This window comes from Roseovarius azorensis (assembly GCF_900109455.1).
Lineage (GTDB): Bacteria > Pseudomonadota > Alphaproteobacteria > Rhodobacterales > Rhodobacteraceae > Roseovarius > Roseovarius azorensis.
This window is the reverse complement of the sequence record NZ_FOAG01000010.1, coordinates 95,496-122,012: the sequence shown is the minus strand read 5'-3', so window position 1 is coordinate 122,012 and position 26,517 is coordinate 95,496. Positions and strand designations below refer to the sequence as shown.

Sequence of the window (26,517 nt, the reverse complement as noted above, 5' to 3'; positions counted from 1 at the left end):
GGGTTTGCCCATGATCCACCTCCAAACAGAAGTGAATCAGACAAAAATCCTCCTGTGAATCCCCATTCGATTCAGATCAAACGCAAACCGCTTTAGGCCGGTGCTGTGAATGACAGGCGGGCAGTGCCTCAGGAGGGATCGGTGATCACCGTGCGGGCAGACAGCGCGAGCGCCAGCGATGCAAAGCGCGCCTGCGCCACCTCGCCAAAGAGGGGCGCGGCTTCGGGCGAGAGGCGCAGTTCGAGCACTTTCTTTTTCGGGAACCAGCGGATTTCGCCCAGATGCGCGTCGCGTTTGAGCCAGAGCATCGCGGCAAACCGCATCGCCTTGCCCACCACTTCGGCTTCGTGCAGTTCCTGCTCGGAAATCAGTTGTTCCAGAGCGGCAAAGCGGCTGCCATCGCGTTTGTTGGAGTAGCGGTGCAGAAGGGCGAGGCCAAGATAGACCCGCTCGGAATGTTTGAGCCCACCCAGATTGGCGCGGGTGGCGTTGTCAAAGCAGACCTCGGCACGGTAATCGGGATGCGCGCGCCAACTAACATCGTGCAGCAGACAGGCGGCGCGGATCAGGCGCAGGCGCTCGGGCTTGGCCGATTTGAAAAGCGGCAGGATGAAGTGATAAATCACCCGGCCAAAACCGGGCAGCCGCGCGTCCTTGTGCTCGGCAAAGCGGCAGGCCTCGATCAGCGGGTCGCGGTCGCGCAGTTGTTGCGGCATCTGTTCGTAGAGCAGCCCTTCTCGGATACCGTAGCTGGAAATCGCTATGTCATGCGGCCTGAAGGTTCTGACGACCTCACGCAGGACTTCGGCGGCTTGCGGCACCAGCGGCATCCGGGCTGCCGAGACGCCGGTTTGGAGGCGCAATTCCTCGAGGTCATGACTCTCGATATACCGGGTTGTGGCGCGCACATCGGCGGCGGTCATGCGATATTCGTGCAAAACGTGCAGCGGGTAGTTGCGGCGGGCCATGTCGATCCGGGCGATGGCGCGCCATGATCCGCCGACCAGAAAAAGGCGATTCTTCTGCTCGCCCAGTTCCGCACGCATTGTGGCGAGCGTATCGCGGATCAGGGTCTTGCGGGCCTTCTTGCCGCCACTGAGGTCGCGCAGCTTGAGCGGCCCGAGGGCCGAAGAGACGCGCACGCCCACCTTGCCGCCGTTGATCTCGGCCAGTTCCATCGACGATCCGCCAAGATCGCAGACCAGGCCATAGGAGCCGGGCCAGCCAAGCAGCACGCCCTGCGCGGAGAGCCGCGCCTCTTCGCGCCCGTCGATAACCCAGAGTTTGAGGCCGGTCTCGCGCAGCACCTCTGCGCTGAAATCGGGGCCATCGGTAGCCTCGCGCACGGCGGCGGTGGCGACGATGACGAGCGGGCCGGTGTTCATTCCCTCCGCCAGAAGCTTGAACCGCTTGATCGCGGCCAGCGCGCGGGTTCGGCCCATCGGGTTGAGGCGACCGGTGTCGGACATGCCTGCGCCCAGTTCGCACATGATCTTTTCGTTGTAGAAATAGGCCGGAGAGCGGGCGGCGCCGTCGAATACCACGAGACGCACCGAGTTGGAGCCAACATCGACGACGCCCACCCGGCTGAGGGCGCGCGCAGCGGGTCCGTCAAAGAGCGGACGGCCAAAGGGGCCGCCATCAGGTTCCGTTGGGTCGTTCGTGCCGTCCATCGTCGCCCCGCTGTGGTGCGTCCCCTCTATGCGACAGGGGCGGGCGCGGGTCAATCATCCGTATGGGTCAGTTTCGGCACATCCGACGCGCCCGCAGAGCCGCGTCCGGAGAGCGAGGGGTTTTCCATGAAGAAACGGTGGCAGTTGAAGGCGAATTCGCCCTCGGGCAGGGAGGCGCGGGTAAAGCTGCCATCGGGGGACATCACCCAGCTCTGCGCCACATCCGCCATGTTGGCGGCCATAATCTGGCTGACGATCTGGGCCTTGACGGTTGCGTTCTCGATCTCGACCAGGGTTTCGACCCGGCGCACCAGGTTGCGTCCCATCCAGTCGGCGGAGGAAATGAAGACCCGCGCCTTTTTCGAGGGTAGCCCGGCGCTATTGCCGAAGCAGACGATGCGCGAATGTTCCAGGAATCGCCCGACGATGGATTTGACGCGGATATTGCCGCTCAGCCCCCGGATGCCGGGGCGCAGCCCGCAGATGCCGCGCACCACGAGGTCGATCCTGACCCCAGCCTCTGAGGCGGCATAGAGGGCGTCGATCACATCGGGGTCGATCAGCGAATTCATCTTGGCCCAGATCGCCGCCGGGCGCCCGGCGCGGGCATGATCGGCCTCGGTGGCGATCAGTTCGAGCAGGCGCGGCTTGAGGGTGATGGGCGAGATGGCGAGGTTATCCAGGCTCTCGGGCTGGGCATAACCGGAGAGATAGTTGAAAACCTTGGTCGCGTCGCGCCCCAGCTTGGCGTCACAGGTAAAGAACGACAGGTCGGTATAGATCTTGGCGGTGATCGGGTGGTAGTTGCCGGTGCCGTAATGGGTATAGGTTACCAGGTTGTCGCCTTCGCGGCGCACGACGGTGGAAATCTTGGCATGGGTCTTGAGGTCGAGAAACCCATAGACCACATGTGCGCCCGCCCGTTCCAGCCGCCGCGATTGCCGGATGTTCGCCGCCTCGTCAAAGCGCGCCTTGAGTTCGACCAGCGCGGTCACCGATTTGCCGTCCTCGGCCGCCTCGCACAGTGCCTCGACGATGGGTGAATTGCGTGAGGTACGATAGAGCGTCTGCTTGATCGCTACCACGTCGGGGTCACGCGCCGCCTGTTGCAGAAAGCGGATAACCATGTCGAATGTCTCGTAGGGGTGATGCAGCAGCATGTCCTTTTGCCGGATCGCGGCGAACATGTCGCCGCTGTGGTCCTGCACCCGTTCGGGCACGCGCGGCACGAAGGAGGGCCAAAGGAGATCGGGGCGCGCATCGAGCACAAGTTCCTTGAGATCGGCCAGACCGATCATGCCGTTGACCTCGACGACCTCGTCGGGAATGACGTGCAGTTCCTCCATGATGACATCGCGCAGCGCGGGTGGGGCATCGGCAGAGATCTTCATCCGCACCACCTCGCCGCGGCGGCGGCGTTTCAGCGCCACCTCGAATTCGCGCACCAGATCCTCAGCCTCTTCCTCGACCTCGAGATCGCTGTCGCGCAGCACGCGAAAGGCGCAGTGACCCCGGTATCTGTAACCTGGAAAGAGGCTGTGCAGGTGCAGCAGCAGCAATTCCTCGAGCGGCAGAAAGCGGAACGTGCCGTCGGGTGCGGGCAGGGTGACGAAACGGTCGATCTGCTGCGGAATCGGCAGCAGCGCCTGAAGCGGACGCTTGTCGGTGCGGCGCTCCATCTGCAGGGCCAGCGAATAGCCCAGGTTGGGGATGAACGGGAACGGATGCGCGGGGTCGATCGCCAGTGGCGACAGCACCGGAAAGACCTTGTGCAGGAAGACCTCGGCGAGATGTGTCTTGTCCTCGTCGGTGACGCTGGTGTGATCGAGAATCGAGATGTTCTCGGCTTCCATCTCGACCCGCAGGGCCTCGTAGGTGTTCTGCTGCGATTCGAGCAGTTTGCGGGCGTTCTCGTTGATCAGCACCAACTGTTCGGCCGGGGTCAGCCCGTCGGCGGCGGGGGTGGTGTTGCCCGCCTGCGCCAGTTCGCGCAGGCCCGCCACGCGGACGTTGTAGAATTCATCGAGATTGTTGGCTGAAATGGACAGGAACCGCAGGCGTTCCAGCAGCGGCACGCGGTGGTTCTGCGCCTCTTCCAGCACCCGCCAGTTGAAACCCAGCCAGCTCAGTTCGCGGTTGAAAAAGCGGCCCGGCCCCTTGATGTCGATATCAGGCAGATCGGCTGGTTCCGGCAAGGGGGATTTGAGGAAATCTGCTGGGGTCATTGGGGCCTTATGGCGCTGTCATGTAACGGGTTAATGAAGCAGGGTGGTGTTATTCGCGCAGTTTGTCCAGCACCTCGACCGCGAGGGCACGGGTGATCGGGCGGCGTTCTGCCAGGGCGGCTTCGTCGAGGCGGGCGACCGCCCGACGGGCCGTGTCGAACGAGCGCTCCATGTGGCGTGCGAGATAGGGGATGGTATCGGGGCTTGGTGCGATCTGGCGGTCGGCAAAGAGCTTGGTCAGCACCGCAGCCAGGAGCGCATCATCGGGTTCGTGCAGATGAGCGAGCAGCGTGCCCTGCACACGGCTGGCCAGATCCGGCAGGCCGAGCGGCCAGAGATTGGGGGGGCGACATGCGGTCAGCAGCAGCGCATTGCCCTCGGCCAGCGTCAGGTTGTGGAGGTGAAATAGCGCCTCTTCGGCGGCGCACTTGCCGACGATGCGGTCGGCATCCTCGACCGCGACGGAACCAGTGGCAAGGGTCGGGATGTCGGCATTGCCGATGTCGGCCCCGGTTACGATCCGCGCACCCGAAAGCGCGGCCCAGACATGCGCGAGATGCGTCTTGCCCGCACCGGGCGGGCCTATCAGGACCAGCTTGCGGTCGGGCCAGTTCTGCCAGCCCTCGATCAATGTCACCGCCTGGACATTGGCGGGCGAGACAAAGAAATCCTCGCGCCCCAGTGCCGCGCGCACGGGCAGGTCAAAACTGAGTTGGCGGGGCATCACGTATCGTCCTGCGTGTCCAGTCCGCGATAAAGGCGGCTCTGGGTATATTGCCCGATGGCAAACCGCGCCAGAACGCCGATGGCCGCCGCGACCGGCACCGCCACCAGCATGCCGACAAAGCCGAAAAGCGCGCCAAAGACCGATAGCGCAAAGATCAGCCAGACAGGGTGAAGCCCGACCGAAGAACCGACCAGCTTGGGCGTGAGGACATTGCCCTCGATCACCTGACCCGAGACAAAGATGGCGGCGACCAGTGCTATGCTGAACCATTCGCCCCAGAACTGAAAGAGCGCGAGCCCGAGAGCAAGCGCGCCGCCAATGATCGCGCCGACATAGGGAATGAAGGTCACCAGCCCCGCAATGGCCCCGACCACGAGGCCGAATTGCAGCCCGACCAGCATCAGCGCCACGGCGTAATAGGTGCCGAGGATCAGACAGACCGTGCCCATGCCGCGGATGAAACTGGCCAGCGTGGCGTCGATCTCGCCTGCGAGGCGGCGGATGACGGGCGCATGATCGCGCGGCAGCAGGTGGTCGATCCTTTCGACCATGTGATCCCAGTCATAGAGCAGGTAAACCGCCACCACAGGCGCCACGACCAGCAGGATCACGATGTTGAGGAGCGAGGCGGCAGAGCTGAGCGCGGTTTCCAGCACCTTGACGCCACGTTCTCGCACCGTGTCTCCCAGCGACAGGAGCGTCTTGTGCAGCGCCGAGTCCGGTTCGAAGACCGAAGGAAAATGGGTGTTGAGAAATCCCTGCAGATCGCGCGCCAGTTGCGGTGCGATGTTGAAGAGCGCCACCGCCTGGTTGACGATCGACGGCACCACCAGCAGCGCCATGATGACAAAGATCAGGATTGCCGCCAGCGTGATCACCACCACCGCAGCGGCGCGGCTGAGGCCCATCCGCTCCAGCCGGTCGGCGACGGGATCGAGAAAATAGGCAATCGCCCCGCCCAGCACGAAAGGCAGGATCACATTGCCCAGAAACCACAGCGCCAGCACGAACACCGCCGCCGCGATGCCCCAGTATTTGAACTGTTCCCTGATCGGTAATGCCATGCGTTTTATCAATCCGGTTGCCTGTAGTCACATTGCCGATGCGGGGTCCGGTTTCAAGGGGAACTGCTGAGAAAGCGGTTGATCCTCCCTTGTCTGGCGCGGTTCAACGCCATAAACGAGAGCAAATGTCCCATGACCAGAGGTCCGATATGCGTCTGAGCCGCTACTTTCTGCCTGTTCTCAAGGAAACCCCTGCCGAGGCGCAGATTGCGTCGCATCGGCTGATGCTGCGGGCGGGGATGATCAAGCAGGCGACCGCGGGGATTTATTCCTGGCTGCCGCTGGGTTTCAAGGTTCTGCGCAAGCTGGAGAATATCGTGCATGAAGAGCAGGTGCGCGCCGGCCATATCCCGATGCTGATGCCAACGCTGCAATCGGCGGATCTGTGGCGCGAGAGCGGGCGCTATGACGATTACGGCGCGGAAATGCTGCGGGTCACCGATCGACACGGGCGTGACATGCTCTATGGGCCGACCAATGAGGAACTGATTACCGATATTTTCCGCGCGCATGTCGGCAGTTACAAGGATCTGCCGCTGACGCTCTATCATATCCAATGGAAATTCCGCGACGAGGTACGGCCCCGGTTCGGCGTGATGCGGGGGCGGGAATTCTTCATGAAGGACGGATACAATTTCGACCTGACCAAGGAGGATGCGTTGCACGCCTATAACCGGCATATGGTCAGCTATCTGCGCACCTACGAGCGAATGGGGTTGCAGGCCATTCCGATGCGGGCGGATTCGGGACCGATCGGGGGCGACGATACGCATGAATTCCTGGTGCTGGCAGACACCGGCGAGTCGGAGGTGTTCTATGACAGCGCGATCACCGATCTGACCCTGGGCGACCGAGTGGTGGATTACAACAGCCGCGAGGAATGCGAAGCCATTGTCAGGGAATGGACCACGCCCTATGCGCGCACCGACGAGACGCACGATGAGGCGAAATTCAACGCCATCCCCGAGGTGCGGCGCAAGTCGAGCCGGGGGATCGAGGTGGGGCAGATATTCTACTTTGGCACCAAGTATTCAGAGCCGATGAGGGCCACCGTGCAGGGGCCGGACGGAAAATCCGTGCCGGTGCATATGGGTAGTCACGGCATCGGCGTGAGTCGTCTGGTGGGTGCGATCATCGAGGCATCACACGACGACAAGGGGATCATCTGGCCCGAGGGGGTGACGCCCTATCATGCCGGAATCGTCAACCTCAAGCAGGGCGATCCCGAGGCGGACGCAGCCTGTGAGGCAATCTATGCCTCTCTGATGGCGCTGGGGCTGGAGCCGCTTTATGACGACCGCGACGAGCGGGCCGGGGGCAAATTTGCCACGATGGATCTGATCGGTCTGCCCTGGTGGATCACGGTGGGACCGCGCGGACTGAAGAACGGTGTGGTCGAACTGACCAGCCGCCGCACCGGCGAGAGCGAGGAACTGCCGCCCGAACAGGCGGTGGAAAAGCTGGCGTTGGCCTATGCGGGGCATGTGCTGCGCCCGGCGTTGTGAGGGGGGTGTTGTCGCGGGATGCAGAGCCGTCCGCAGGCTGTGACCTGCACGAGCTGGGACCGGAGGATCTGGAACGGTTCCGGGCGATGCTGGCGCTGTTTTCGCGGGTCTTCGAGATGCCGGAGACCTATGCGGCGGCGCAGCCCGATGCCGATTACGCGCGCCGCTTGTTGGCGGCGGAGCATTTCATCGCGCTTGTGGCCGAGGCGGATGGCGCGGTAATCGGTGGGCTTGCGGCCTATGTGCTCGACAAGTTCGAGCAGGCGCGGCGCGAAATCTACATCTACGATCTGGCCGTGGATGCCGGGTGGCGGCGGCGCGGGGTTGCGACAGCCCTGATCCGCCGCTTGCAGGCGCTGGCAAGGGCGCGTGGCGCCTGGGTGATTTTTGTTCAGGCCGACCATGGCGACGATCCGGCAATCGCTCTCTATCAGGGGTTGGGGCACCGTGAGGACGTGCTGCATTTCGACATCTCGCCCGAAGGCTGAGACGGGGCGAGGGGCGGAGCATGCCCCGTCCGGCCCGGCAAGACAGCCCGCACAGCCGCATCGGGCCGAAACGCGCCACCCTGCCTTGACGCCACCGGGGGAAAAACGCACTGTCCGCGCGAGTTTGACCAAGGAGCCGGAATGGCCAGATCGCCTGCCCCCTTTGCCGCCTTTGAGTGGATGATCGCCTGGCGCTATCTGCGCGCCAAGCGCGCCGAGGGAGGGGTGAGCGTGATGACCTGGATCAGCCTCATCGGGATCACGCTTGCGGTGTTCGCCCTGATTGCTACGCTGGCGGTGCGCTCGGGGTTTCGTGCGGAATTCGTCGATACGATCCTGGGCGCTAATGCGCATGTGACGATCTACAATATCGGCTCGGTCGATGGACAGACCGGGCAGATCGACCGCACGATAGAGGATTTCGCGGCCATGGCCGAGCGCGTGCGCGGCGTGCCCGGCGTCGTGCGGGTGGCGCCACTGATCAAGGGGCAGGTCATGGCCAATGCGCGCGACCGCAATGCAGGCGTGCAGGTCTTTGGTATAGCGCCCGACGATCTGGAACGCATCCCGCGCGTAGCCGATCCCGAGACGAGCCTGGGCGATATCGCGCGGTTCGAGGAGGGTATCGCGATCGGCTCGGGCGTGGCGCAGGAACTGGGCGTGACGGTGGGTGAGCGGATCAGGCTCATCTCGCCCAACGGTGTCAAGACGCCGCTTGGCACAAGCCCGCGGGTCAATGCCTATGAGGTGGTCTATATCTTTTCTGCCGGGCGTTATGACATCGATCGGGTGCGGGTCTATCTGCCGTTCGCCGAGGCGCAGACGTTTTTCAACCGCGATGGCCGCGCCGATGAACTGGAGGTGATTGTTGAAGAGCCCGAGAACGTCGCGGCGCTGACGCTGCCGCTGCTCAGGGCCGCCGGAGAACGCGCACAGCTCTGGAGCTGGCAGGATTCGAGCGGATCGTTCCTGCGCGCGCTCGAGGTCGAGGACAACGTGATGTTCGTGATCCTGTCGATTCTCGTGCTGATCGCCGCGATGAACATCACGAGCGGGCTGATCATGCTGGTCAAGAACAAGGGGCGCGATATCGGCATCCTGCGCACCATGGGGCTGACCGAGGGGTCGGTCCTGCGGGTGTTTTTCATCTGCGGTGCGTTCACCGGGCTGATCGGGACGGCGATGGGTGTTGTGCTGGGGTGCCTTTTTGCCATCTATATCGACCCGATCTTCAGTTTCGTGAACGTGGTGATGGGCGGGCAGGTCTGGGATCCGTCGATCCGCGGGATCTACCATCTGCCAGCAAAGTTGCAGGTGGGCGATGTGATGTCGGCGGTCGCCTTGTCGCTGGGGCTGTCGTTCGTGGTGACGATTTTTCCGGCGCGGCGGGCGGCGCGGATGAACCCGGTCGAGGCGCTGCGCTATGAGTGATGCGATGCTGCGCCTTTCCGGTGTCGAAAAAGTCTATAACCGCGGGCAGACCGGCGAGGTGCGGGTGCTGATGGGTGCCGACCTGGTGCTGGCGCGCGGCGAGATGGTGGCGCTGGTCGCGCCATCCGGGGCGGGCAAATCGACGCTGCTGCATATCGCGGGGCTGCTGGACACTGCCGATGCGGGCCGGGTCGAGATCGGCGGTGAGGACATGACCGGCCTGAGCGACCGGCGGCGCACGACCCTGCGGCGGCAGGAGGTGGGATTTGTCTATCAGTTCCACCACCTTTTGCCCGAGTTCACGGCGCTGGAAAACGTGGTGCTGCCACAACTGGCCGACGGGGTGGCGCGACGGACGGCAGAGGCGCGGGCCCGTGAGTTGCTGGAACAGGTGGGTGTGGGTGCGCGGGCGGGGCATCGCCCCTCGGCCCTGTCGGGTGGCGAGCAGCAGCGGGTGGCGTTCTGCCGGGCGCTTGCGAACAGCCCGCGGATCCTGCTGGCGGACGAGCCGACCGGCAACCTTGATCCCGGCACTTCGGATCAGGTCTTTGCGGCGCTGGAACTGCTGGTGCGGGACAGCGGCCTGTCGGCGCTGATCGCGACGCATAATCTGGAGCTTGCGGCCCGGATGGACCGGATTCTGCGGCTTGATCAGGGGCGCGTGGTGGCGGGTTGATCTTGATCAAGGCGCATGGCCTGCGGATCGGGTGGAGTGATCGGGCGGAGATTCTGCCCGAGGAGGAGGCCCCGATGAGACGGATCATGGCGATTGGCATGGCGGCGTGGATGGCCGTTGCAGGTGCGGCAGAGGCGCAGGACGTCCGCGCGGGCGAGGAAACCTACGAGCGTTATTGCGCCGCGTGCCACGGGCAGGAGGCGACGGGATATGGGCCGATGCGCGCGGTTCTGACGCTGCACCCGGTTGATCTGACCGCGCTCAGGGCCGGAAACGGTGACGTCTTTCCTATCGCGCGGGTGGTGCGCCGGATCGACGGGCGCGACCCGCTGGTGTCGCACGGCAGTCCGATGCCGATCTATGGCGGATTTTTCGAGGGCCGGGATGTGGCGCTGAAAACCGATGCAGGCCAGCCGATCATGACCAGTCAGCCGGTGGTCGATCTGGTTGCCTATCTGCAATCTCTGCAACAGCCGTGAGCGGACTTGAATGACCGGCGGGCGGCGCTAGTTCCTCAAGACATGGAGGTGTGCCATGCGATCTTTGCTGTTTGCCGTGATGATTTCAATTGGCCTGACGGGGGTGGTGCGCGCAGACGAGTCTGCGGTGCGGTCGGTTATCTCTGCACAGATCGAGGCGTTTCTGGCCGGGGACGTGACACGCGCCTACGGCTATGCCAGCCCGTTCATCCAGCAGAAATTCGGCACCCCCGAGATATTCGGCACGATGGTACGCGAGGGCTATCCGATGGTCTGGCGACCCTCGGATGTGAATTTTCTGGAGATCGAGGAAATCGGTGGCAGGCTCTGGCAGAACGTACTGGTGCGTGATGCGGGCGGGGTGGCCCATATCGTCGAGTACGAGATGATCGAGGGCGCAGAGGGCTGGAAAATCAACGGTGTACGGGTGCGCAAGGCACCCGAAAGCTCTGTTTGAGTCAGAAGCGGAAGTTCAGATCGCCGCGCGCCGCGCCCTACCGCAACCGCAGCACCGGCGCGGGGCCAAGCGGGATCGGCCCCAGCAGTGTGCGCCCGTTGCGGAAGGTCAGCGGGACATCCAGCGTCTGCGGATTGCCATTCATCTGCGCGATGAGCGACAGGCCGCTTTCCAGCGTCTGCGCCAGAGATTGCGGCAGCGCGCCGGAGGCGGTTGCAAGCTCCAGCATGTCGCGCCAGTTGCGCGCCTTGAGGGTGATTTCCCCCTCGGGAAAACCCTCGTCCGTCACGGTGACCGCGCCTGCTGCCTGCAGGTGAAGCTGGCCCCATTTCGCATCGGCCAGAGACAGCCGGATCGCGGTGGGTTGCGGACGCGACTGTTCGATGGCGGTGCGGTCCCACGGCTTGTCGAAGGTGACATCGAGATCGGCATGCAGGCCGGATATCTGTCCCGGCAGGCGGTCCTGCGGATCGAGCCGCGCGCGCCATTGCGGGGACAGGGTCAGCCCCTCGGCGGACAGGCCGAGGCGATAGCGGGTCCCCTCCTGCCGTTCGGCGGCCAAGGTGAGCGCGCTGAGGGCGGTGGTGTCATCAGGGCGTCCCGCAGGCGTGATGCGCAGGAACTCGGCCGTCAGCGTGCCGCGTTCCGGGGCCAGCCTTGTGTCGGGAGCGATCACGAGGCTGGCGCGCATGTCGTTGCTCTGGACGCGGTATTTTTCCACTGGCGTTGCGATGAGTTGCTCCTCGGGCCAGACGGCGATGGCGTGATTGGGGCGGTAGCTGAGCATCAGGATCTGAAAGAACGGCGCCTGCCAGGCGAGACCTGTTTCCGGATCGGCCAGCATCAGATCGGAAAACCCGATATCAAAGCGGTTGGGAAAGCCCTGAATGCGCAGATCAGAGGTTTCGGCAACCCAGCCCTCGATGCGGCGGGCATCCAGCCATGATGAAAACGCGGTTTGCAGGCTATGTTGGCCGATGAACCAGTAGCCGAACCAGCCCAGAGCCGCGACAACGATGGCGGCAAGCAGAAATCTCATGGAGGGTGCCTCTTTCATGCCTCTTGCCGATGGTGTTTATAGAGGCTGGCAGGCGAGTAACAGGGATAATGACGATGTGGGTGTTCGGCTATGGGTCGCTGGTCTGGAACCCCGGGTTCGAGGTGGCGGAGCGGGTAATCGCGCGGTTGCCCGGATATCATCGCAGTTTCTGCATGCGCAGTATCCACCATCGCGGCACGGATGAAAATCCGGGTCTCGTGCTGGCGCTAGATGCCGCGCCGGGCGTGGTCTGTCACGGTGTGGGTCTTGGCGTCGCCCCCGATCAGGCGGATGCGGTGCTGGCCTATCTGCGCGAGCGCGAGCTGATTTCCTCGGCCTATCTGGAGCGCATGCTGGAGATTGACCTGGCCGATGGCCGCCGCGTCGAGGCGGTGACCTATGTCGTCGATCCAGATCATGTGCAATATTGCGGCGGACTCGATCTGGAGGAACAGGCCCGGATCATCGCGCGCGCCGTAGGTGGGCGGGGACCGAACAGCGAATATCTCTACAACACCACCGACCATCTCGGGCAACTCGGGATCACGGATCGCGAATTGGACTGGCTGGTGCGGCGGGTGCGTCAGATCTGCGGATAAATCCTTGGCTTGGCGGAATTGACCGCGTAGTGTTGGGCCAAGAAATGCAAGTGTCGGGAGCGTCCAGATGGACCAGCCGGACCGCGAGGTCGAGCCGCAGTTTTCATACCCCTATCGGCAGATCGTGCTGATGCTGATTGTTCTGGGGCTGGCCTTGTTCGGGGCGTTTGTCGCGTTGCCGCGCGTGTTGCCGGTGTTCGAGGCGAACCCGTGGCTCAACGGTTTCATCATCTTTGTGTTCTTCATCGGGGTGGTTGTCTGTTTCTGGCAGGTGTTCCAACTGATCGGGGCGGCGCGTTGGATCGAGGGTTTCGCCGCGCAGATTCCAGGTCATGAAATGACCAGCCCGCCGCGATCGCTGGCACCGCTGGCCACAATGCTGCGCTCGCGCGGCAGACGGATGCAGATTGCCTCGACGGCGGCGCGCTCGATCCTTGATTCGGTAGCACAGCGAATCGACGAAGCACGCGAGATCACGCGCTATATCGTCAGCCTGCTGATCTTTCTCGGGCTGCTGGGCACGTTCTACGGATTAGCCACGACCGTGCCCGCGGTGGTGGATACGATCCGCAGCCTTGCCCCGCAGGAGGGCGAGGAGGGCGTCGATATCTTCAACCGGCTGATGACCGGGCTTGAGGCGCAACTGGGTGGTATGGGTGTTGCCTTTGCCTCTTCGCTGCTGGGTCTGGCGGGATCGCTGGTGGTTGGCTTGCTGGAGTTGTTTGCCGGGCACGGGCAAAACCGGTTCTACCGCGAGTTGGAAGAGTGGATGTCAACCATCACGCGGGTGGGGTTTGCCGGTGGCGATGGCGACGGCGGCGGCGAGCATGACGCGGTGGCGCATGTGCTCGATCAGATGGGCGAGCATATGGATGCGCTTCAGTCGGTGCTGACCCAGTCGGATGTCAGCCGTGCCATGGTCGATGAAAAGCTGGGAGTTCTGGCCGATTCCATCGAGCGGCTGACGCACCGGATGAGCGATACCAACCCGGTTCAGGTCGCGCTGATGCGGCTGGCCGAGGGGCAGGAACGGCTGGTTCAGGCGCTCGAGTCGCGTGAGGTTGTTGCCAACGAGGGGCTTGATGCCGAAAGCCGGATGCGGCTGCGGTCGATTGACGTGCAGATGCTGCGCATTCTGGAAGAAATCAGCGCCGGCCGGCAGGAGGCGATGAGCGAATTGCGCACCGATCTGGCGGCCTTGACGCGGGTGCTGGGTCAGGCGCGCGGCTCTACCGCGCGGTCGATCCGTCAGATGCCGCTGCGGTCCGAGGCGGATTCCGGCGGGGAGGGCTGAGCCATGGCGCTGTCGCGGCGCACCGGCGCGCGGTTTCAGGCCTCGATCTGGCCCGGCTTTGTCGATGCGATGACCGGACTGTTGCTGGTGCTGATGTTCGTTCTGACGATTTTCATGATCGTGCAATTCGTGCTGCGCGAGGAAATCACCGGTCAGGCGAGCAGACTGGATACACTGTCTGCCGAGGTGGCGGCGCTGTCGCGGGCGCTTGGGCTGGAACAGGACAGGAGCGCCACCTTGCAGGATCGGGTGGGTGCGCTCACCGCCACGCTGGACGAGGCGCGAGGCCGCATCGCGAGTTTCGAGGAACAGGTGGCGGGACTCTTGTCGGAGCGCGCGCAGTCGCAGGGCCGGATTGCCGATCTGGAAGACGAGCGCGAGGCCTTGCTGAGCGAACAGGAGCAGTTGCAGCTGGCGTTGGCGGGCCTGCGCGAGGAAGTGGACGCACAGGCCGAGGCCGCCCGGCTGGCCGCTGCGCGCCGTGAGGCGCTGGAGGCGCTGGCCGAGGATTTGCGCCGCGATCGGGCGGAGGCTTTTGCAGCGCAGGCGGCGCTCGAGCAAAAACTGAGCGAAGAGGAACAGGCGCGGCTCGCCGAGGCGGCGGCGGCGGAGGCGCTGCGCAGGCGGCTGGAGGGGGCGCAGGCCGAACTGACCGCGATGACGCTGGCGCTGGAGGAACAGCGCAGGCGTGCCGAAGAGACGCTGATCTTGTTGGCGGCGGCGGAAACCGCGCGCGAGGATCTCAACAACCAACTGGCACAGGCGCTGCTGGATGCGGAGCGGGCAGAGGTCGCGCAGGAGACCGAGATTTCGCAGTTGCAGTCGGCATTGGCGCAGGCTCGCGCTGAGAAGGAGGCTGCGGAAAGCGCCGCACTCGATGCCGAGGAGGTGCGCGAACAACTGGTGGCGGCGCTGGCGGCACAGCGCGCGGCAGAGGCAACCGCCGCCGAAGAAATGAGTGCCGCCGAAGAGCGGGCGGCGCTCTTGTCCGAGGCGCGCGCCCGACTGGCAGAGGAGCGCGAGGCCGCGAGCGCCGCGCAAAAGGAGACGGCCTTGCTCAATCAGCAGGTCGCCGCGCTGCGTCAGCAGTTGTCGGGCTTGCAGGCGCTGCTGGATGACGCGAGAGAGCGGGAAGAGGCGGCGGAGGTTCAGCTACAGTCGCTTGGGAATGAGCTCAACACCGCGCTTGCGCGGGTGGCGGCAGAAGAGCGGCGTCGGCGCACGGCGGAAGAAGAGCGTCGGCGGCTTCTGGAGGCGGAGGCCGAACGGCTTGCGGCGGAAAAGGAGGATCTGGAGAAATACCGCTCTGAATTCTTTGGCCGCCTGCGTGACCTTCTGGGCCAGCAGGAAGGTGTGCGAATTGTGGGCGACAGGTTCGTGTTCTCCTCCGAGGTGCTGTTCGCGCCGGGTGAGGCGCGGCTGTCGGCGGCGGGCGAGCAGGAGATCGCCAATGTAGCGGCGATCCTGCGCAATGTGACCGATGCCATTCCAGAAGGTATCGACTGGGTGCTTCAGGTGGACGGGCACACGGATACGGTGCCCATCGTCGGGGGCGCACAATTCGCGGATAACTGGGAGTTGAGTCAGGCGCGGGCGCTGTCGGTCGTGCGGTATATGACCGATGTTCTGAGCTTCCCGCCCGATCGGCTGTCGGCCAACGGGTTTGGCGAGTTTCAGCCGGTGAATCCCGCGGATACGCCGCAGGCGCGGGCGCAGAACCGGCGCATCGAGTTGAAGCTGACAGGGAAATAACCGGGTCTGGTCTGGCCGGTTAAGTTGTTGCGGCGGCCACAAGGGTAAGGGCCGCCGCAAACGTTTCATTCGGCCGTGAGGAGCGGCGGCTTTTTCTTGCCTGTCAGACGGCGGTTGACAGGGCCTTCGACATCGAGCGCGATCTTGCCCTCCCTGACGCTTACCCTGACCACGCCGCCCTTGGCCAGCTTGCCAAAGAGCAGTTCCTCGGCCAGCGGCTTCTTGATGTGTTCCTGAATGACCCGTGCCAGGGGGCGCGCACCCATCTTGTCGTCATAGCCCTTGTCGGCTAGCCATTCGGCGGCAGGTTCTGTCAGTTCGATGGTCACGTCGCGGTCCAGCAGTTGCGCCTCGAGCTGGAGGACGAATTTCTCGACCACCTTGAGGATTACGGATTTCGGCAGCGGCGCAAAGGAGATGACCGCATCCAGCCGGTTGCGGAACTCGGGGGTGAAGGTACGCTCGATGGCGGCGGTGTCCTCGCCCTCGCGGCGGTCACGGCCAAAGCCGATGGCGGATTTCGCCAGCTCCGATGCGCCCGCGTTGGAGGTCATGATGAGAACCACGTTGCGGAAATCCACCTTGCGACCGTTGTGATCGGTCAGCGTGCCGTGGTCCATCACCTGAAGCAGGATGTTGAACACATCGGGATGCGCCTTTTCGATCTCGTCGAGCAGCAGCACGCAGTGCGGGTGCTGATCGACACCATCGGTCAGCAAACCGCCCTGATCGAAGCCGACATATCCCGGAGGCGCGCCGATCAGGCGCGAGACGGCGTGTTTCTCCATGTATTCGGACATGTCGAACCGCAGCAGTTCCACGCCCAGCGTGTCCGACAGCTGTTTGGCCACCTCGGTCTTGCCCACGCCGGTGGGTCCGGCGAAGAGATAGTTGCCGATCGGTTTTTCCGGCTCGCGCAGGCCCGCGCGGGCGAGTTTGATCGAACTGGCCAGCGCCTCGATTGCCGCGTCCTGACCGAAAACGGTGCGCTTCAGGGCGGCTTCGAGATCCTTGAGCACCTCGGCGTCGTTCTTGGAGACATTCTTGGGCGGGATGCGGGCGATCTTGGCCACGACATCCTCGATCTCCTTGACGCCGATCGACTTGCGCCGCTTGGACGCGGCCACCAGATGCTGCGCCGCGCCCGCCTCGTCAATGACGTCAATCGCCTTGTCGGGCAGTTTGCGGTCGTTGATGTAGCGCGCCGCGAGATCGACCGCAGAGCGGATGGCGTCGTTGGTGTATTTGACGTGGTGATGATCCTCGAAATAGGGTTTGAGACCCTTGAGTATTTTCACCGTATCCTCGACCGTCGGCTCGTTCACGTCGATCTTCTGGAACCGGCGCGACAGAGCGCGGTCCTTCTCGAAGTGCTGGCGGAATTCCTTGTAGGTGGTCGAACCCATGCAGCGCAGCTTGCCGCCCTGAAGTGCGGGTTTGAGCAGGTTAGAGGCGTCCATCGCCCCGCCGCTGGTTGCGCCCGCCCCGATCACGGTGTGAATTTCGTCGATGAAAAGCACGGCGTCGGGATGTTTTTCCAGATCGTTGACCACCGCCTTGAGCCGTTCCTCGAAATCGCCGCGATAGCGCGTGCCGGCCAGCAGCGCGCCCATGTCCAGCGAAAAGATCGTGGTGCGGGACAGCACCTTGGGCGTTTCGCCCTTGACGATCTTGAGCGCCAGCCCCTCTGCGATGGCGGTCTTGCCGACGCCGGGATCGCCCACCAGAAGCGGGTTGTTCTTGCGTCGGCGGCAGAGCACCTGAATGCAACGCTCGACCTCGGAATCACGACCGATCAGCGGGTCGATATCGCCCCTGCGCGCCTTTTCGTTGAGATCGACGCAGTATTTCGACAGCGCAGAGTCGCCCGCCTCGACAGCATCGGTTTCGGTCTGTTTGCCCGCCGCCTCGTCCTCGAGATCGGAAGCGCCGATCACCGGGCGGGATTCCCCGTAGGCGGGATCCTTGGCGACGCCGTGGGCGATGAAATTCACCGCGTCATAGCGCGTCATGTCCTGTTCCTGCAGGAAATAGGCGGCATTCGACTCGCGTTCTGCAAAGATGGCGACCAGCACATTGGCCCCGGTCACCTCGGTCCGGCCCGAGGATTGCACATGGATCGCGGCACGCTGGATGACGCGCTGAAAGGCGGCGGTCGGCACCGCCTCTGATCCGTCGATATCGGTCACCAGATTGGCGAGGTCGTCGTCGATGAATTCGACCAGAGTGGTGCGCAGTTCCTCGGTGTTGACGCTGCATGCCTTCATGACGCGGGCAGCGTCAGGCTCGTCCACGAGGGCGAGCAGGAGGTGTTCCAGCGTGGCGAATTCGTGCTGGCGTGCGTTGGCCAGGGCCAATGCCGCATGGATTGCCTGTTCGAGCGTGTTCGAGAATGAAGGCACGGCGTGGTGCTCCTTCTGATCTTGGTCGGGGCAGCATGCCCGCAAACCTTGGCCTCATAGTGTTAAAGTTTGGTCGATAGTGGCGCGGCTTCAAGGATTATTTCGTCAAACTGCCTCACTTTTCGTTATACTGATGCTGCTTTTGGTCACATGCGCGTCAAAACCGGTCCTTGCGGCTCCGGATTTCGGCAAAAACCTTTGTCTGGTCCGTGCCCGAAAGTCCCAACCGGCTCTGGATTGCCGGATCACCGGCGCGCAGAAACGGGTTAGTCGCGAGTTCTTCTGCAAGCAGCGAGGGAACTGTGGGTCGCCCTGTAGCACGGGCGGCGTCGATTTCTTTCGCTCTGGATCTAAGCGCGGGGTTCTCGGGGTCAATGGTCAGCGCGAATTTCGCGTTCGCCTGCGTGTATTCATGGCCTGAGCAGACCACCGTTTCCGGCGGCAGGGCGGCGAGTTTACGGAGGCTTGCGTGCATCTGCGCCATGGTGCCCTCGAACACCCGGCCACAGCCGAGCGCCATCAGGCTGTCGGCGGTAAAGACAGCACGGCTTCCGGGGAAATGAAAGGCGACATGGCCGATCGTATGGCCCGACACATCCATGACATGACCGGTCTGCGTGCCGATGCGAATGGTATCACCCTCCTGCACCGCCTGATCGAGAGGCGGCAAGCGGTGAGCGTCGGCAGCGGCACCGATGACCCGCGCCGGGGCGGATTTCAGCAGGTCGTCGAGGCCGTCGATATGGTCCCAGTGATGATGGGTGAGCAGCACATGGCTGAGCGTCCAGCCATTGTTTTCAAGCGCTTGCAGGATAGGTGCGGCCTCCGGCACATCAATCGCCGCGGTCGCTCCGGTGTCAGGATCATGCGCCAGATAGGCGTAGTTGTCGGAGAGACAGGGAATGGTAAGGATTTGCAAAGCCATGGTATTTTCCCGATTTCCGGTTAGTGTTAACCTCCAGAGTGACTGATCTTGGGCCGTGCCGCAATGCATCTGGACGTGCAGGACTTGCGAAATTTCTATTACCGCAACCCTCTGGGGCGGGCGGTGCAGAGTGCTGTGCGCGAGCAGGTGACGACATTCTGGCCCGAGGCGCAGGGGCAGACCGTGGTGGGCTTTGGCTTTGCCCTGCCGTTTCTGCGGCCCTATCTTGCCGATGCCCGCCGGGTGATCGGGCTCATGCCCGCCCCGCAGGGTGTCATTGGCTGGCCGCAGGCCATGCCGAACATCTCGGTGCTGTGTGAAGAGACGATGTGGCCGATCGAGACCGGACATGTGGACAAGTTGTTGGTGGTGCATGGGCTGGAAACCTCGGAGCAACCCGGTGCCCTGCTGGAGGAATGCTGGCGGGTTCTGGGGCCGGGGGGATCGGCGCTCTTTATCGTGCCGAACCGGGCCGGGCTCTGGTCGCGTTCCGACCGCACGCCGTTCGGTTTCGGGCGGCCCTATAGCCAGACGCAGCTGGAGAGCCAGCTGAAGCTGCACAACTTCCTGCCGGAGCGGCACGCCACGGCGCTCTACCAGCCGCCTTCGGACCGGCGGTTCTGGCGCAAGACGGCCGGAATGTGGGAACGGTTGGGTGCCAGGCTGTCGGTGGTGGCGGCGGGCGGCGTGCTGATGGTCGAGGCCACCAAGCGGGTGCAGGCCCCGAGCGGACCGGCCTTGCGCGACAAGGTGCGCAAGCCGCTGGAGGCGTTGGCTCCGCGGCCCGAGGCCAAGCCGGTCTGAAGCGCGACCGGTTTTTCCGTTTCGGGGCTAACGGCGCGCCCGGAGTGGGCATGCGTGGGCTGGTTCGCGGGCCGGGGTGAACCGCGGCCTACGCGGTTTGCAGGTAGAATGCTGGTCCGCACGGGCGTCCTGGTGCGTCAGACAGGGTGGTAGCGGTAACGATTGTGGCGGGTTTCGGCAGAGCCTGCGCAGATGGAATCGCCAAATCATGAGAAAAAGCGATCTTTTTTGCAGAGGAAAAAGCATGCAATAGGTCGCAGTTTGCGCAAGTCTTTGAAATAAATCGGTATTCAATGGTATACTTTGGTTTTCAAGCGGCTTGCCCGCTCGGGAAGGCTCTGCTACACCGCAGCCGAATTTGGGTGTTTCGCGAAGGACACCAAAGGCCAACGCCCCCGGAGGTGACCCCTGCGTCGCCCCAGACCAACCGGGGCCAGATTATCGGAAGGGTGGACGTGTCCGAACCAGCTTCGATTTCCTCAGGCATTGCCGCGCGCTATGCCACAGCGATGTTCGAGCTTGCGAAAGAGAGCAAGTCTCTGGCCAAACTGGAAGGCAATCTCAATGATCTGGCGCAGGCGTTGACCGAGAGCGGCGATCTGCGCGCGATGATTGCCTCGCCGGTGCTGAGCCGGGACGAGCAGGGCACCGCGATGGGCGCGATTGCCAAGAAGATGAACCTCGTTCCCGAGTTGCAGAACGGCCTCGCGCTGATGGCGCAAAAGCGGCGTCTGTTCGTCCTGCCGCAGCTTGTCGCGCAACTCGACGCGATGATCGCCGAGGACAAGGGCGAGGTGAGCGCAGAAGTGGTGAGTGCCAAGGCGTTGACCAAGGCGCAGGCGGAAAAATTGGCCAAGACGCTCAAGGCGCGCGTCGGCAAGGATGTAAAGATCAATGCGACCGTTGATGAAAGCCTCATCGGCGGTCTTGTCGTCAAGATGGGCTCGAAGATGATCGACACCTCGATCCGCTCCAAGCTCGATTCCCTCCAGAATGTAATGAAAGAGGTCGGATAAATGGGTATCCAAGCAGCAGAGATTTCTGCGATCCTGAAGGACCAGATCAAGAATTTCGGCCAGGACGCCGAAGTCGCAGAGATCGGCCGGGTTCTCTCGGTCGGGGATGGGATCGCACGGGTGCATGGGCTGGACAATGTCCAGGCTGGCGAACTGGTCGAGTTTCCGGGCAAGATCATGGGCATGGCGCTCAACCTCGAGAGCGACAACGTCGGCGTCGTGATCTTTGGCTCTGACCAGGACATCAAGGAAGGCGACACCGTCAAGCGCACCAAGTCGATCGTGGACGTGCCAATCGGTGACGAACTTCTGGGTCGGGTCGTGGACGGCCTGGGGAACCCATTGGACGGCAAGGGGCCGATCAAGACCAAGAAACGCGGCCTGGCCGACGTCAAGGCGCCCGGCATCATCCCGCGCAAATCGGTGCATGAGCCGATGGCGACCGGCCTGAAATCGGTTGACGCGATGATCCCGATCGGGCGCGGTCAGCGCGAGCTGATCATCGGCGACCGTCAGACCGGCAAGACTGCCGTGGCGCTGGATACGATCCTGAACCAGAAGAATTACAATGACGCCGCCGGCGACGATGAGAGCAAGAAGCTCTACTGCATCTATGTTGCCGTCGGGCAAAAGCGCTCGACCGTGGCGCAACTGGTGAAAAAGCTCGAAGAGAGCGGCGCGATCGAATATTCCATCGTGGTAGCCGCCACCGCGTCGGACCCCGCACCGATGCAGTTTCTGGCACCCTATTCCGCAACAGCGATGGCCGAGCATTTCCGCGACAACGGCCGTCATGCGCTGATCGTTTACGATGACCTCTCGAAACAGGCCGTGGCCTATCGCCAAATGTCGCTGCTGCTGCGCCGTCCGCCCGGGCGCGAAGCCTATCCGGGCGACGTGTTCTACCTCCACTCGCGTCTGCTGGAGCGCTCGGCCAAGCTGAACGAAGACAACGGTGCGGGTTCGCTCACGGCGCTGCCGATCATCGAGACGCAGGGCGGTGACGTGTCGGCGTTCATTCCGACCAACGTGATTTCGATCACTGACGGGCAGATTTTCCTTGAGACGGAACTGTTCTATCAGGGGATCCGCCCGGCTGTGAACACCGGTCTGTCGGTGTCGCGCGTGGGCTCTTCGGCCCAGACCAATGCGATGAAGTCGGTTGCCGGTCCGGTGAAGCTGGAACTGGCGCAGTATCGCGAGATGGCGGCGTTCGCGCAGTTCGGCTCGGATCTGGATGCGGCGACGCAACAGCTGCTCAATCGCGGCGCGCGTCTGACGGAACTGATGAAGCAGGCGCAGTATTCGCCGCTGACCAATGCCGAGATCGTCTGTGTCATCTATGCCGGCACCAAGGGCTATCTGGACAAGATCCCGGTCGATCAGGTGGGGCGTTTCGAACAGGGGCTGCTCAAGCATCTGCGCGGCAAACACGCCGGTCTGCTGGAGCACATCACCAAGGACGACCCCAAGATCAAGGGTGAATCCGAGGACCGGATCAAGGCTGCGCTGGACGAATTCGCCGCTGATTTCGCGTAAGGGGGATAGCGCATGCCTTCTCTCAAGGATCTGAAAAACCGGATCGGAAGCGTCAAGAACACGCGGAAGATCACCAAGGCCATGCAGATGGTTGCCGCGGCGAAATTGCGCCGCGCGCAGGAAGCTGCCGAGATGGCGCGCCCCTATGCCGAGCGGTTCAATGCCGTGATGGAGAAACTGGCGGCCTCGGTGGGCGACGCAGAGAATGCGCCGCGCCTGCTGACAGGGACCGGCGAGGACAAGGTTCATCTGCTGGTCGTGATGACCTCCGAGCGCGGACTGTGTGGCGGGTTCAACGCGAATATCGCCAAGCTGGCGAAATCCCGCGCCGCGGAATTGCTGGCAGAGGGCAAGACCGTCAAGATCATCACCGTCGGCAAGAAGGGCCGCGATGCGATGAAGCGGGAATATGGCAGGTATTTTGTCGATCACGTCGACATGTCCGAGGTCAAGCGCGTCGGCTATGCCGAGGCGCAGGCGATTGCCGTCAATGTGCTGAACCGTTTTGATGCGGGCGAGTTCGATGTGGCCTCGCTGTTCTTTGCGCGGTTTGAGAATGTGGTCAGCCAGATTCCGACGATGCAGCAGATCATCCCCGCGGATGTCGGCGGCGCGGCGGTCGAGGCCGATCAGGGCAGCTTTTACGATTACGAGCCTGACGAGCAGGCGATCCTAACCGATCTGCTGCCGCGCGGTGTGGCCACCGCGATCTTCAGCGCGCTGCTTGAGAACGGGGCAGGCGAACAGGGGGCGCGGATGTCGGCGATGGACAACGCCACCCGCAACGCGGGCGAGATGATCGACAAGCTGACCATCGAGTACAACCGTTCGCGGCAGGCCGTGATCACCAACGAGCTGATTGAAATCATTTCGGGCGCGGAAGCGCTTTAAGATAACCGGAGACGAAACATGGCAAAAGCAAAAGGCAAAGTGACCCAGGTCATCGGCGCCGTGGTGGACGTGCACTTTGACGATCACCTGCCAGCGATCCTGAACGCGCTGGAAACCGATAACAACGGCAAGACGCTGATTCTCGAAGTGGCGCAGCATCTGGGTGAGAACACCGTGCGGGCGATTGCGATGGACGCCACCGAAGGTCTGGTGCGCGGACAGGAGGTCAGCGACCGGGGCGAACCGATTTCGGTGCCGGTGGGCGATGCCACGCTGGGCCGCATCCTGAACGTCGTCGGCGAGCCGGTGGACGAGAAAGGCCCGATCAAGGCGAAGGAACACCGCACCATTCACCAGCCGGCGCCGGAATTCTCGGAACAGGCGACCGAGTCGGAAATCCTGGTCACAGGGATCAAGGTGGTGGACCTGCTGGCGCCTTACGCGAAAGGCGGCAAGATCGGCCTGTTTGGCGGTGCCGGTGTGGGCAAGACGGTTCTGATCATGGAACTGATCAACAACATTGCCAAGGTGCACTCTGGGTTTTCGGTGTTCGCCGGGGTGGGAGAACGGACCCGCGAGGGCAACGACCTCTATCACGAGATGATCGAGTCGGGTGTGATCGTGCCGGACAATCTGACCGACTCGAAGGTGGCGCTGGTCTATGGCCAGATGAACGAGCCGCCGGGGGCACGGATGCGCGTGGCGCTGTCGGGTCTGACGCTGGCCGAGCAATTCCGCGATCAGTCCGGGTCTGACGTGCTGTTCTTTGTCGACAACATCTTCCGATTCACGCAGGCGGGGTCCGAGGTATCGGCGCTGCTGGGGCGTATTCCCTCGGCTGTGGGCTATCAGCCGACGCTGGCCACCGACATGGGCGCGATGCAGGAGCGCATCACCTCGACCAAGGCGGGTTCGATCACGTCAATTCAGGCGGTTTATGTGCCGGCGGACGACCTGACCGACCCGGCGCCTGCCACGACATTCGCACACCTCGACGCAACCACCGTGCTGAGCCGGGCGATTTCGGAACTGGGCATCTATCCGGCCGTGGACCCGCTCGATTCCAACTCGCGCCTGATGGATCCGGGCATCGTCGGCGAAGAGCATTACAAGGTGGCGCGGGACGTGCAGGGCGTGTTGCAGCGCTACAAGAGCCTGCAGGACATCATCGCCATTCTCGGCATGGACGAATTGTCTGAGGAGGACAAGCTGACCGTGGCGCGCGCCCGGAAGATCCAGCGCTTCCTGTCGCAGCCCTTTGACGTGGCCAAGGTGTTCACCGGCTCGGACGGTGTGCAGGTGCCTCTGGAAGAGACGATCAGGTCGTTCAAGGCCGTGGTTGCCGGTGAATACGATCACCTGCCGGAGGGCGCGTTCTACATGGTCGGCGGCATCGACGATGTGATTGCCAAGGCCGAACGCATGGCAGCCGACGCAGCGTAAGGGAAAGGTGGGGATTTCCCCACCATTCGTCACAAGAGGAGGCCGGAATGGCTGAGACAGTGCAATTCGATCTTGTGAGTCCCGAACGTCTGCTGACGTCGGTGGCGGCGCGAGAGGTGCAGATCCCCGGAGCCGAAGGCGATCTGACGGCCATGGCCGACCACGCGCCGCTGATCACCACGCTGCGCCCTGGCGTCGTGAAGGTATCGGGCCCCGAGGGTGAGCGCGAATATGTCGTGACCGGCGGCTTCGCCGAGATCAGCGGCGACAGCGTGTCGGTGCTGGCCGAGCGTGCCGTGGCGCGCGAGAACATGACGCAGGAACAGTTCAAGTCGATGGTGGCCGAGGCCACTGCCAGGCTGAACCACGCGCAGGAGGCCCATGCCTCCGAGCCCGGCGCGGTGGACGAGGCGGCAAAGCTACTGGCCGACATGGTGGCGGTGGGTGATCATATCGGTTTGTCGGCGCAGTGATATCTGCCCGAATGTAATGCTGGAAGGGGTCGTTTTACGGCCCCTTTTTCGTTCCCAATTATGCCCAGAATGATGACTAGAGAAGGGCCGGGACCGGAAGGCGCGGGCATGCAGGTATTCATCCAACAGGCCATTGGAATTGATCAGGGCGATGACGTGCTGTTCACGGATTATGCCGATGGTGGCGACATGTGGACGGGCAAGGGGGATCGCGAACGCCGCAAGAAGATCGCGTTCAGCAAGCCGTTCAAATCCGCGCCGGTGATTCATATCGCCCTGTCGCTGTGGGATATCGACAGCGCCCGCAACACGCGCGCCGATGTGACGGCGGAAAAGATCACATCACAAGGGTTTGAAGCGGTGTTTTGCACTTGGGGCGATACCCGGGTGGCGCGGGTGCGCGTGCGCTGGATGGCAATCGGTGCCGCGTTCCACGAGGATGACTGGCGGGATTTGTGTTGAGGCAGGTTTGGCGGGGTGAAACCCCACCCCACGGGGCTCAGCCGCCGAACTGACCCTCATAGACCGGCTCGAGGGTGGGGGTCTCGAAGAGCGAGGAAACCGATGTGCCGTTCCAGATGTTGAGGATCGCCTGCGCGAACACGGGGGCCGTTGGGATGATGCGCATGTTGGGGGTGGCGCGCACGGCCTCGGTGGGTTGGATCGTGTCGGTGATGACCATCGACTTCAGCACCGAGTTGGTGATCCGTTCGACCGCCGGACCGGACATGACGCCGTGGGTGGTATAGGCGTGCACCTCCTGCGCGCCGTTCTCGATCAGCACCTCGGCGGCCTTGCACATGGTGCCCGCGGTGTCGCACATGTCGTCGACGATGATGCAGATCTTGCCGGTCACCTCGCCGATCACGGTCATCTCGGCCACTTCACCAGCCTTTTCGCGGCGCTTGTCGACGATGGCGAGCGGCGCATTGATCCGCTTGGCCAGTTCGCGGGCGCGGGCCACGCCACCCACGTCAGGTGAGACGATCATCACATCCTCCACACGGCCCTTGAACTGGGTCAGGATATCCAGCGCAAAGATCGGCGAGGCGTATAGGTTGTCGACCGGAATGTCGAAGAAGCCCTGAATCTGTGCGGCGTGCAGATCCATGGTCAGCACCCGTTCGACGCCCGCCTCGACGATCATGTTGGCCACCAGCTTGGCCGAAATCGGTGTGCGCGCCTTGGAGCGGCGATCCTGACGGGCATAGCCGAAATAGGGGATCACGGCGGTGATGCGCGCCGCGGAGGACCGGCGCAGCGCGTCGGCCATGATCAGCAGTTCCATCAGGTTGTCATTGGCCGGATTCGAGGTGGGCTGGATGATGAACATGTCCTCGCCGCGCACGTTCTCGTAGACCTCGACAAAGATTTCCTGATCGTTGAACCGTTCGATCCGGGCATCAACCAGCCCCACGTTGACGCCGCGATGCATCGACATGCGCCGCGCGATGGCGGTGGCGAGTGGCATGTTGGCGTTTCCCGAGATCAGTTTCGGCTGCGACGTGGTTGGCATTATGGTGGTCCCCGGCTGTGCGATGTGACAGATTCGTGATGTTGACACCGCTTAGCATGTGCCTAGGGTCAGGCAAAGCGATGCCAGCAGGGAGCGAGC

24 protein-coding genes are annotated in these 26,517 nt (G+C 63.2%); 16 read left to right on the top strand and 8 right to left on the bottom strand.

Features of this window, described 5'->3' with window-relative positions; all coding sequences use genetic code 11:
* Window positions 1–128: 128 nt before the first annotated feature.
* From BSG08_RS14795 to BSG08_RS14780, 4 genes are read right to left on the bottom strand one after another with little or no spacing between them, the layout of a single operon-like run.
* The gene (locus BSG08_RS14795) at window positions 129–1,673 is read right to left on the bottom strand and encodes a Ppx/GppA family phosphatase (protein WP_093038511.1); all 1,545 of its coding nucleotides are present in this window, start codon (window positions 1,671–1,673) and stop codon (window positions 129–131) included.
* A 50-nt stretch (window positions 1,674–1,723) separates the two neighbouring features.
* Window positions 1,724–3,898, bottom strand: a complete 2,175-nt coding sequence (locus BSG08_RS14790) for an RNA degradosome polyphosphate kinase (protein WP_093038509.1) — start codon at window positions 3,896–3,898, stop codon at window positions 1,724–1,726.
* A 49-nt stretch (window positions 3,899–3,947) separates the two neighbouring features.
* Window positions 3,948–4,622: a P-loop NTPase family protein gene (locus BSG08_RS14785; RefSeq protein ID WP_093038507.1), complete on the bottom strand. Its 675-nt coding sequence runs from the start codon at window positions 4,620–4,622 to the stop codon at window positions 3,948–3,950.
* Window positions 4,622–5,689, bottom strand: a complete 1,068-nt coding sequence (locus BSG08_RS14780; RefSeq protein ID WP_093038505.1) for an AI-2E family transporter — start codon at window positions 5,687–5,689, stop codon at window positions 4,622–4,624. Before BSG08_RS14780 ends, BSG08_RS14785 begins: the two co-directional genes overlap by 1 nt.
* A 149-nt stretch (window positions 5,690–5,838) precedes the next feature.
* Between BSG08_RS14780 and proS the strand changes: the two genes are divergently transcribed.
* The 6 genes from proS (at window position 5,839) to BSG08_RS14750 (ending at window position 10,725) form a co-directional block, all read left to right on the top strand.
* Entirely contained in the window at window positions 5,839–7,194 is a 1,356-nt protein-coding gene (gene proS, locus BSG08_RS14775; RefSeq protein WP_093038503.1) for a proline--tRNA ligase, read from the top strand.
* Between the two features lie 44 nt (window positions 7,195–7,238).
* Window positions 7,239–7,682: an AAC(3)-I family aminoglycoside N-acetyltransferase gene (locus BSG08_RS14770; RefSeq protein ID WP_342742611.1), complete on the top strand. Its 444-nt coding sequence runs from the start codon at window positions 7,239–7,241 to the stop codon at window positions 7,680–7,682.
* Between the two features lie 141 nt (window positions 7,683–7,823).
* Complete coding sequence (locus BSG08_RS14765; RefSeq protein WP_093038501.1) at window positions 7,824–9,113, top strand: lipoprotein-releasing ABC transporter permease subunit; 1,290 nt, start codon at window positions 7,824–7,826, stop codon at window positions 9,111–9,113.
* Complete coding sequence (locus BSG08_RS14760) at window positions 9,106–9,789, top strand: ABC transporter ATP-binding protein (RefSeq protein WP_093038499.1); 684 nt, start codon at window positions 9,106–9,108, stop codon at window positions 9,787–9,789. Before BSG08_RS14765 ends, BSG08_RS14760 begins: the two co-directional genes overlap by 8 nt.
* A gap of 74 nt (window positions 9,790–9,863) precedes the next feature.
* Window positions 9,864–10,268, top strand: a complete 405-nt coding sequence (locus BSG08_RS14755; protein WP_093038540.1) for a c-type cytochrome — start codon at window positions 9,864–9,866, stop codon at window positions 10,266–10,268.
* 55 nt (window positions 10,269–10,323) lie between these two features.
* Window positions 10,324–10,725, top strand: a complete 402-nt coding sequence (locus BSG08_RS14750; RefSeq protein ID WP_093038497.1) for a DUF4864 domain-containing protein — start codon at window positions 10,324–10,326, stop codon at window positions 10,723–10,725.
* 37 nt (window positions 10,726–10,762) lie between these two features.
* Here BSG08_RS14750 and BSG08_RS14745 read toward each other — a convergent pair whose 3' ends face one another.
* Window positions 10,763–11,764, bottom strand: a complete 1,002-nt coding sequence (locus tag BSG08_RS14745; RefSeq protein ID WP_245770717.1) for a DUF2125 domain-containing protein — start codon at window positions 11,762–11,764, stop codon at window positions 10,763–10,765.
* Window positions 11,765–11,832: 68 nt separating this feature from the next.
* Here BSG08_RS14745 and BSG08_RS14740 point away from each other — a divergent pair, with 68 nt between their 5' ends.
* From BSG08_RS14740 to BSG08_RS14730, 3 genes are all read left to right on the top strand, one after another.
* Entirely contained in the window at window positions 11,833–12,363 is a 531-nt protein-coding gene (locus BSG08_RS14740; protein ID WP_175544799.1) for a gamma-glutamylcyclotransferase, read from the top strand.
* Between the two features lie 67 nt (window positions 12,364–12,430).
* Complete coding sequence (locus tag BSG08_RS14735) at window positions 12,431–13,657, top strand: biopolymer transporter ExbB (RefSeq protein WP_093038492.1); 1,227 nt, start codon at window positions 12,431–12,433, stop codon at window positions 13,655–13,657.
* A gap of 3 nt (window positions 13,658–13,660) precedes the next feature.
* The gene (locus BSG08_RS14730; RefSeq protein ID WP_093038490.1) at window positions 13,661–15,409 is read left to right on the top strand and encodes a peptidoglycan -binding protein; all 1,749 of its coding nucleotides are present in this window, start codon (window positions 13,661–13,663) and stop codon (window positions 15,407–15,409) included.
* A gap of 65 nt (window positions 15,410–15,474) precedes the next feature.
* Here the strand turns inward: BSG08_RS14730 and clpA are convergent, their stop codons facing one another.
* Together clpA and gloB are read right to left on the bottom strand one after the other, a co-directional pair.
* Window positions 15,475–17,811, bottom strand: coding sequence for an ATP-dependent Clp protease ATP-binding subunit ClpA (gene clpA / locus BSG08_RS14725; RefSeq protein WP_093038488.1), 2,337 nt, complete (start codon window positions 17,809–17,811; stop codon window positions 15,475–15,477).
* Between the two features lie 157 nt (window positions 17,812–17,968).
* Window positions 17,969–18,736: a hydroxyacylglutathione hydrolase gene (gene gloB, locus BSG08_RS14720; RefSeq protein ID WP_093038487.1), complete on the bottom strand. Its 768-nt coding sequence runs from the start codon at window positions 18,734–18,736 to the stop codon at window positions 17,969–17,971.
* A 63-nt stretch (window positions 18,737–18,799) separates the two neighbouring features.
* Between gloB and BSG08_RS14715 the strand changes: the two genes are divergently transcribed.
* The 7 genes from BSG08_RS14715 (at window position 18,800) to BSG08_RS14685 (ending at window position 25,364) form a co-directional block, all read left to right on the top strand.
* Window positions 18,800–19,540, top strand: coding sequence for a methyltransferase domain-containing protein (locus BSG08_RS14715; RefSeq protein WP_093038485.1), 741 nt, complete (start codon window positions 18,800–18,802; stop codon window positions 19,538–19,540).
* A 455-nt stretch (window positions 19,541–19,995) separates the two neighbouring features.
* Window positions 19,996–20,556 carry a F0F1 ATP synthase subunit delta gene (locus BSG08_RS14710; RefSeq protein ID WP_093038538.1) on the top strand — a complete coding sequence of 187 codons (561 nt, stop codon included), beginning with the start codon at window positions 19,996–19,998 and terminating at the stop codon, window positions 20,554–20,556.
* Complete coding sequence (atpA, locus tag BSG08_RS14705) at window positions 20,557–22,095, top strand: F0F1 ATP synthase subunit alpha (protein WP_093038483.1); 1,539 nt, start codon at window positions 20,557–20,559, stop codon at window positions 22,093–22,095.
* Window positions 22,096–22,107: 12 nt separating this feature from the next.
* Entirely contained in the window at window positions 22,108–22,986 is an 879-nt protein-coding gene (locus BSG08_RS14700; RefSeq protein WP_093038481.1) for a F0F1 ATP synthase subunit gamma, read from the top strand.
* An 18-nt stretch (window positions 22,987–23,004) separates the two neighbouring features.
* A complete protein-coding gene (gene atpD / locus BSG08_RS14695) occupies window positions 23,005–24,429 on the top strand; it encodes a F0F1 ATP synthase subunit beta (protein WP_093038480.1) in 1,425 nt (474 codons plus the stop codon).
* A 47-nt stretch (window positions 24,430–24,476) separates the two neighbouring features.
* Window positions 24,477–24,902, top strand: a complete 426-nt coding sequence (locus BSG08_RS14690; protein WP_093038478.1) for a F0F1 ATP synthase subunit epsilon — start codon at window positions 24,477–24,479, stop codon at window positions 24,900–24,902.
* Window positions 24,903–25,010: 108 nt separating this feature from the next.
* Complete coding sequence (locus BSG08_RS14685) at window positions 25,011–25,364, top strand: H-type lectin domain-containing protein (RefSeq protein ID WP_093038476.1); 354 nt, start codon at window positions 25,011–25,013, stop codon at window positions 25,362–25,364.
* Between the two features lie 37 nt (window positions 25,365–25,401).
* On the opposite strand, the gene BSG08_RS14680 is transcribed toward BSG08_RS14685, so the two are convergent.
* On the bottom strand, window positions 25,402–26,418 hold the full coding sequence (locus tag BSG08_RS14680; protein ID WP_093038474.1) for a ribose-phosphate pyrophosphokinase: 1,017 nt from the start codon (window positions 26,416–26,418) through the stop codon (window positions 25,402–25,404).
* Window positions 26,419–26,517 lie beyond the last annotated feature (99 nt).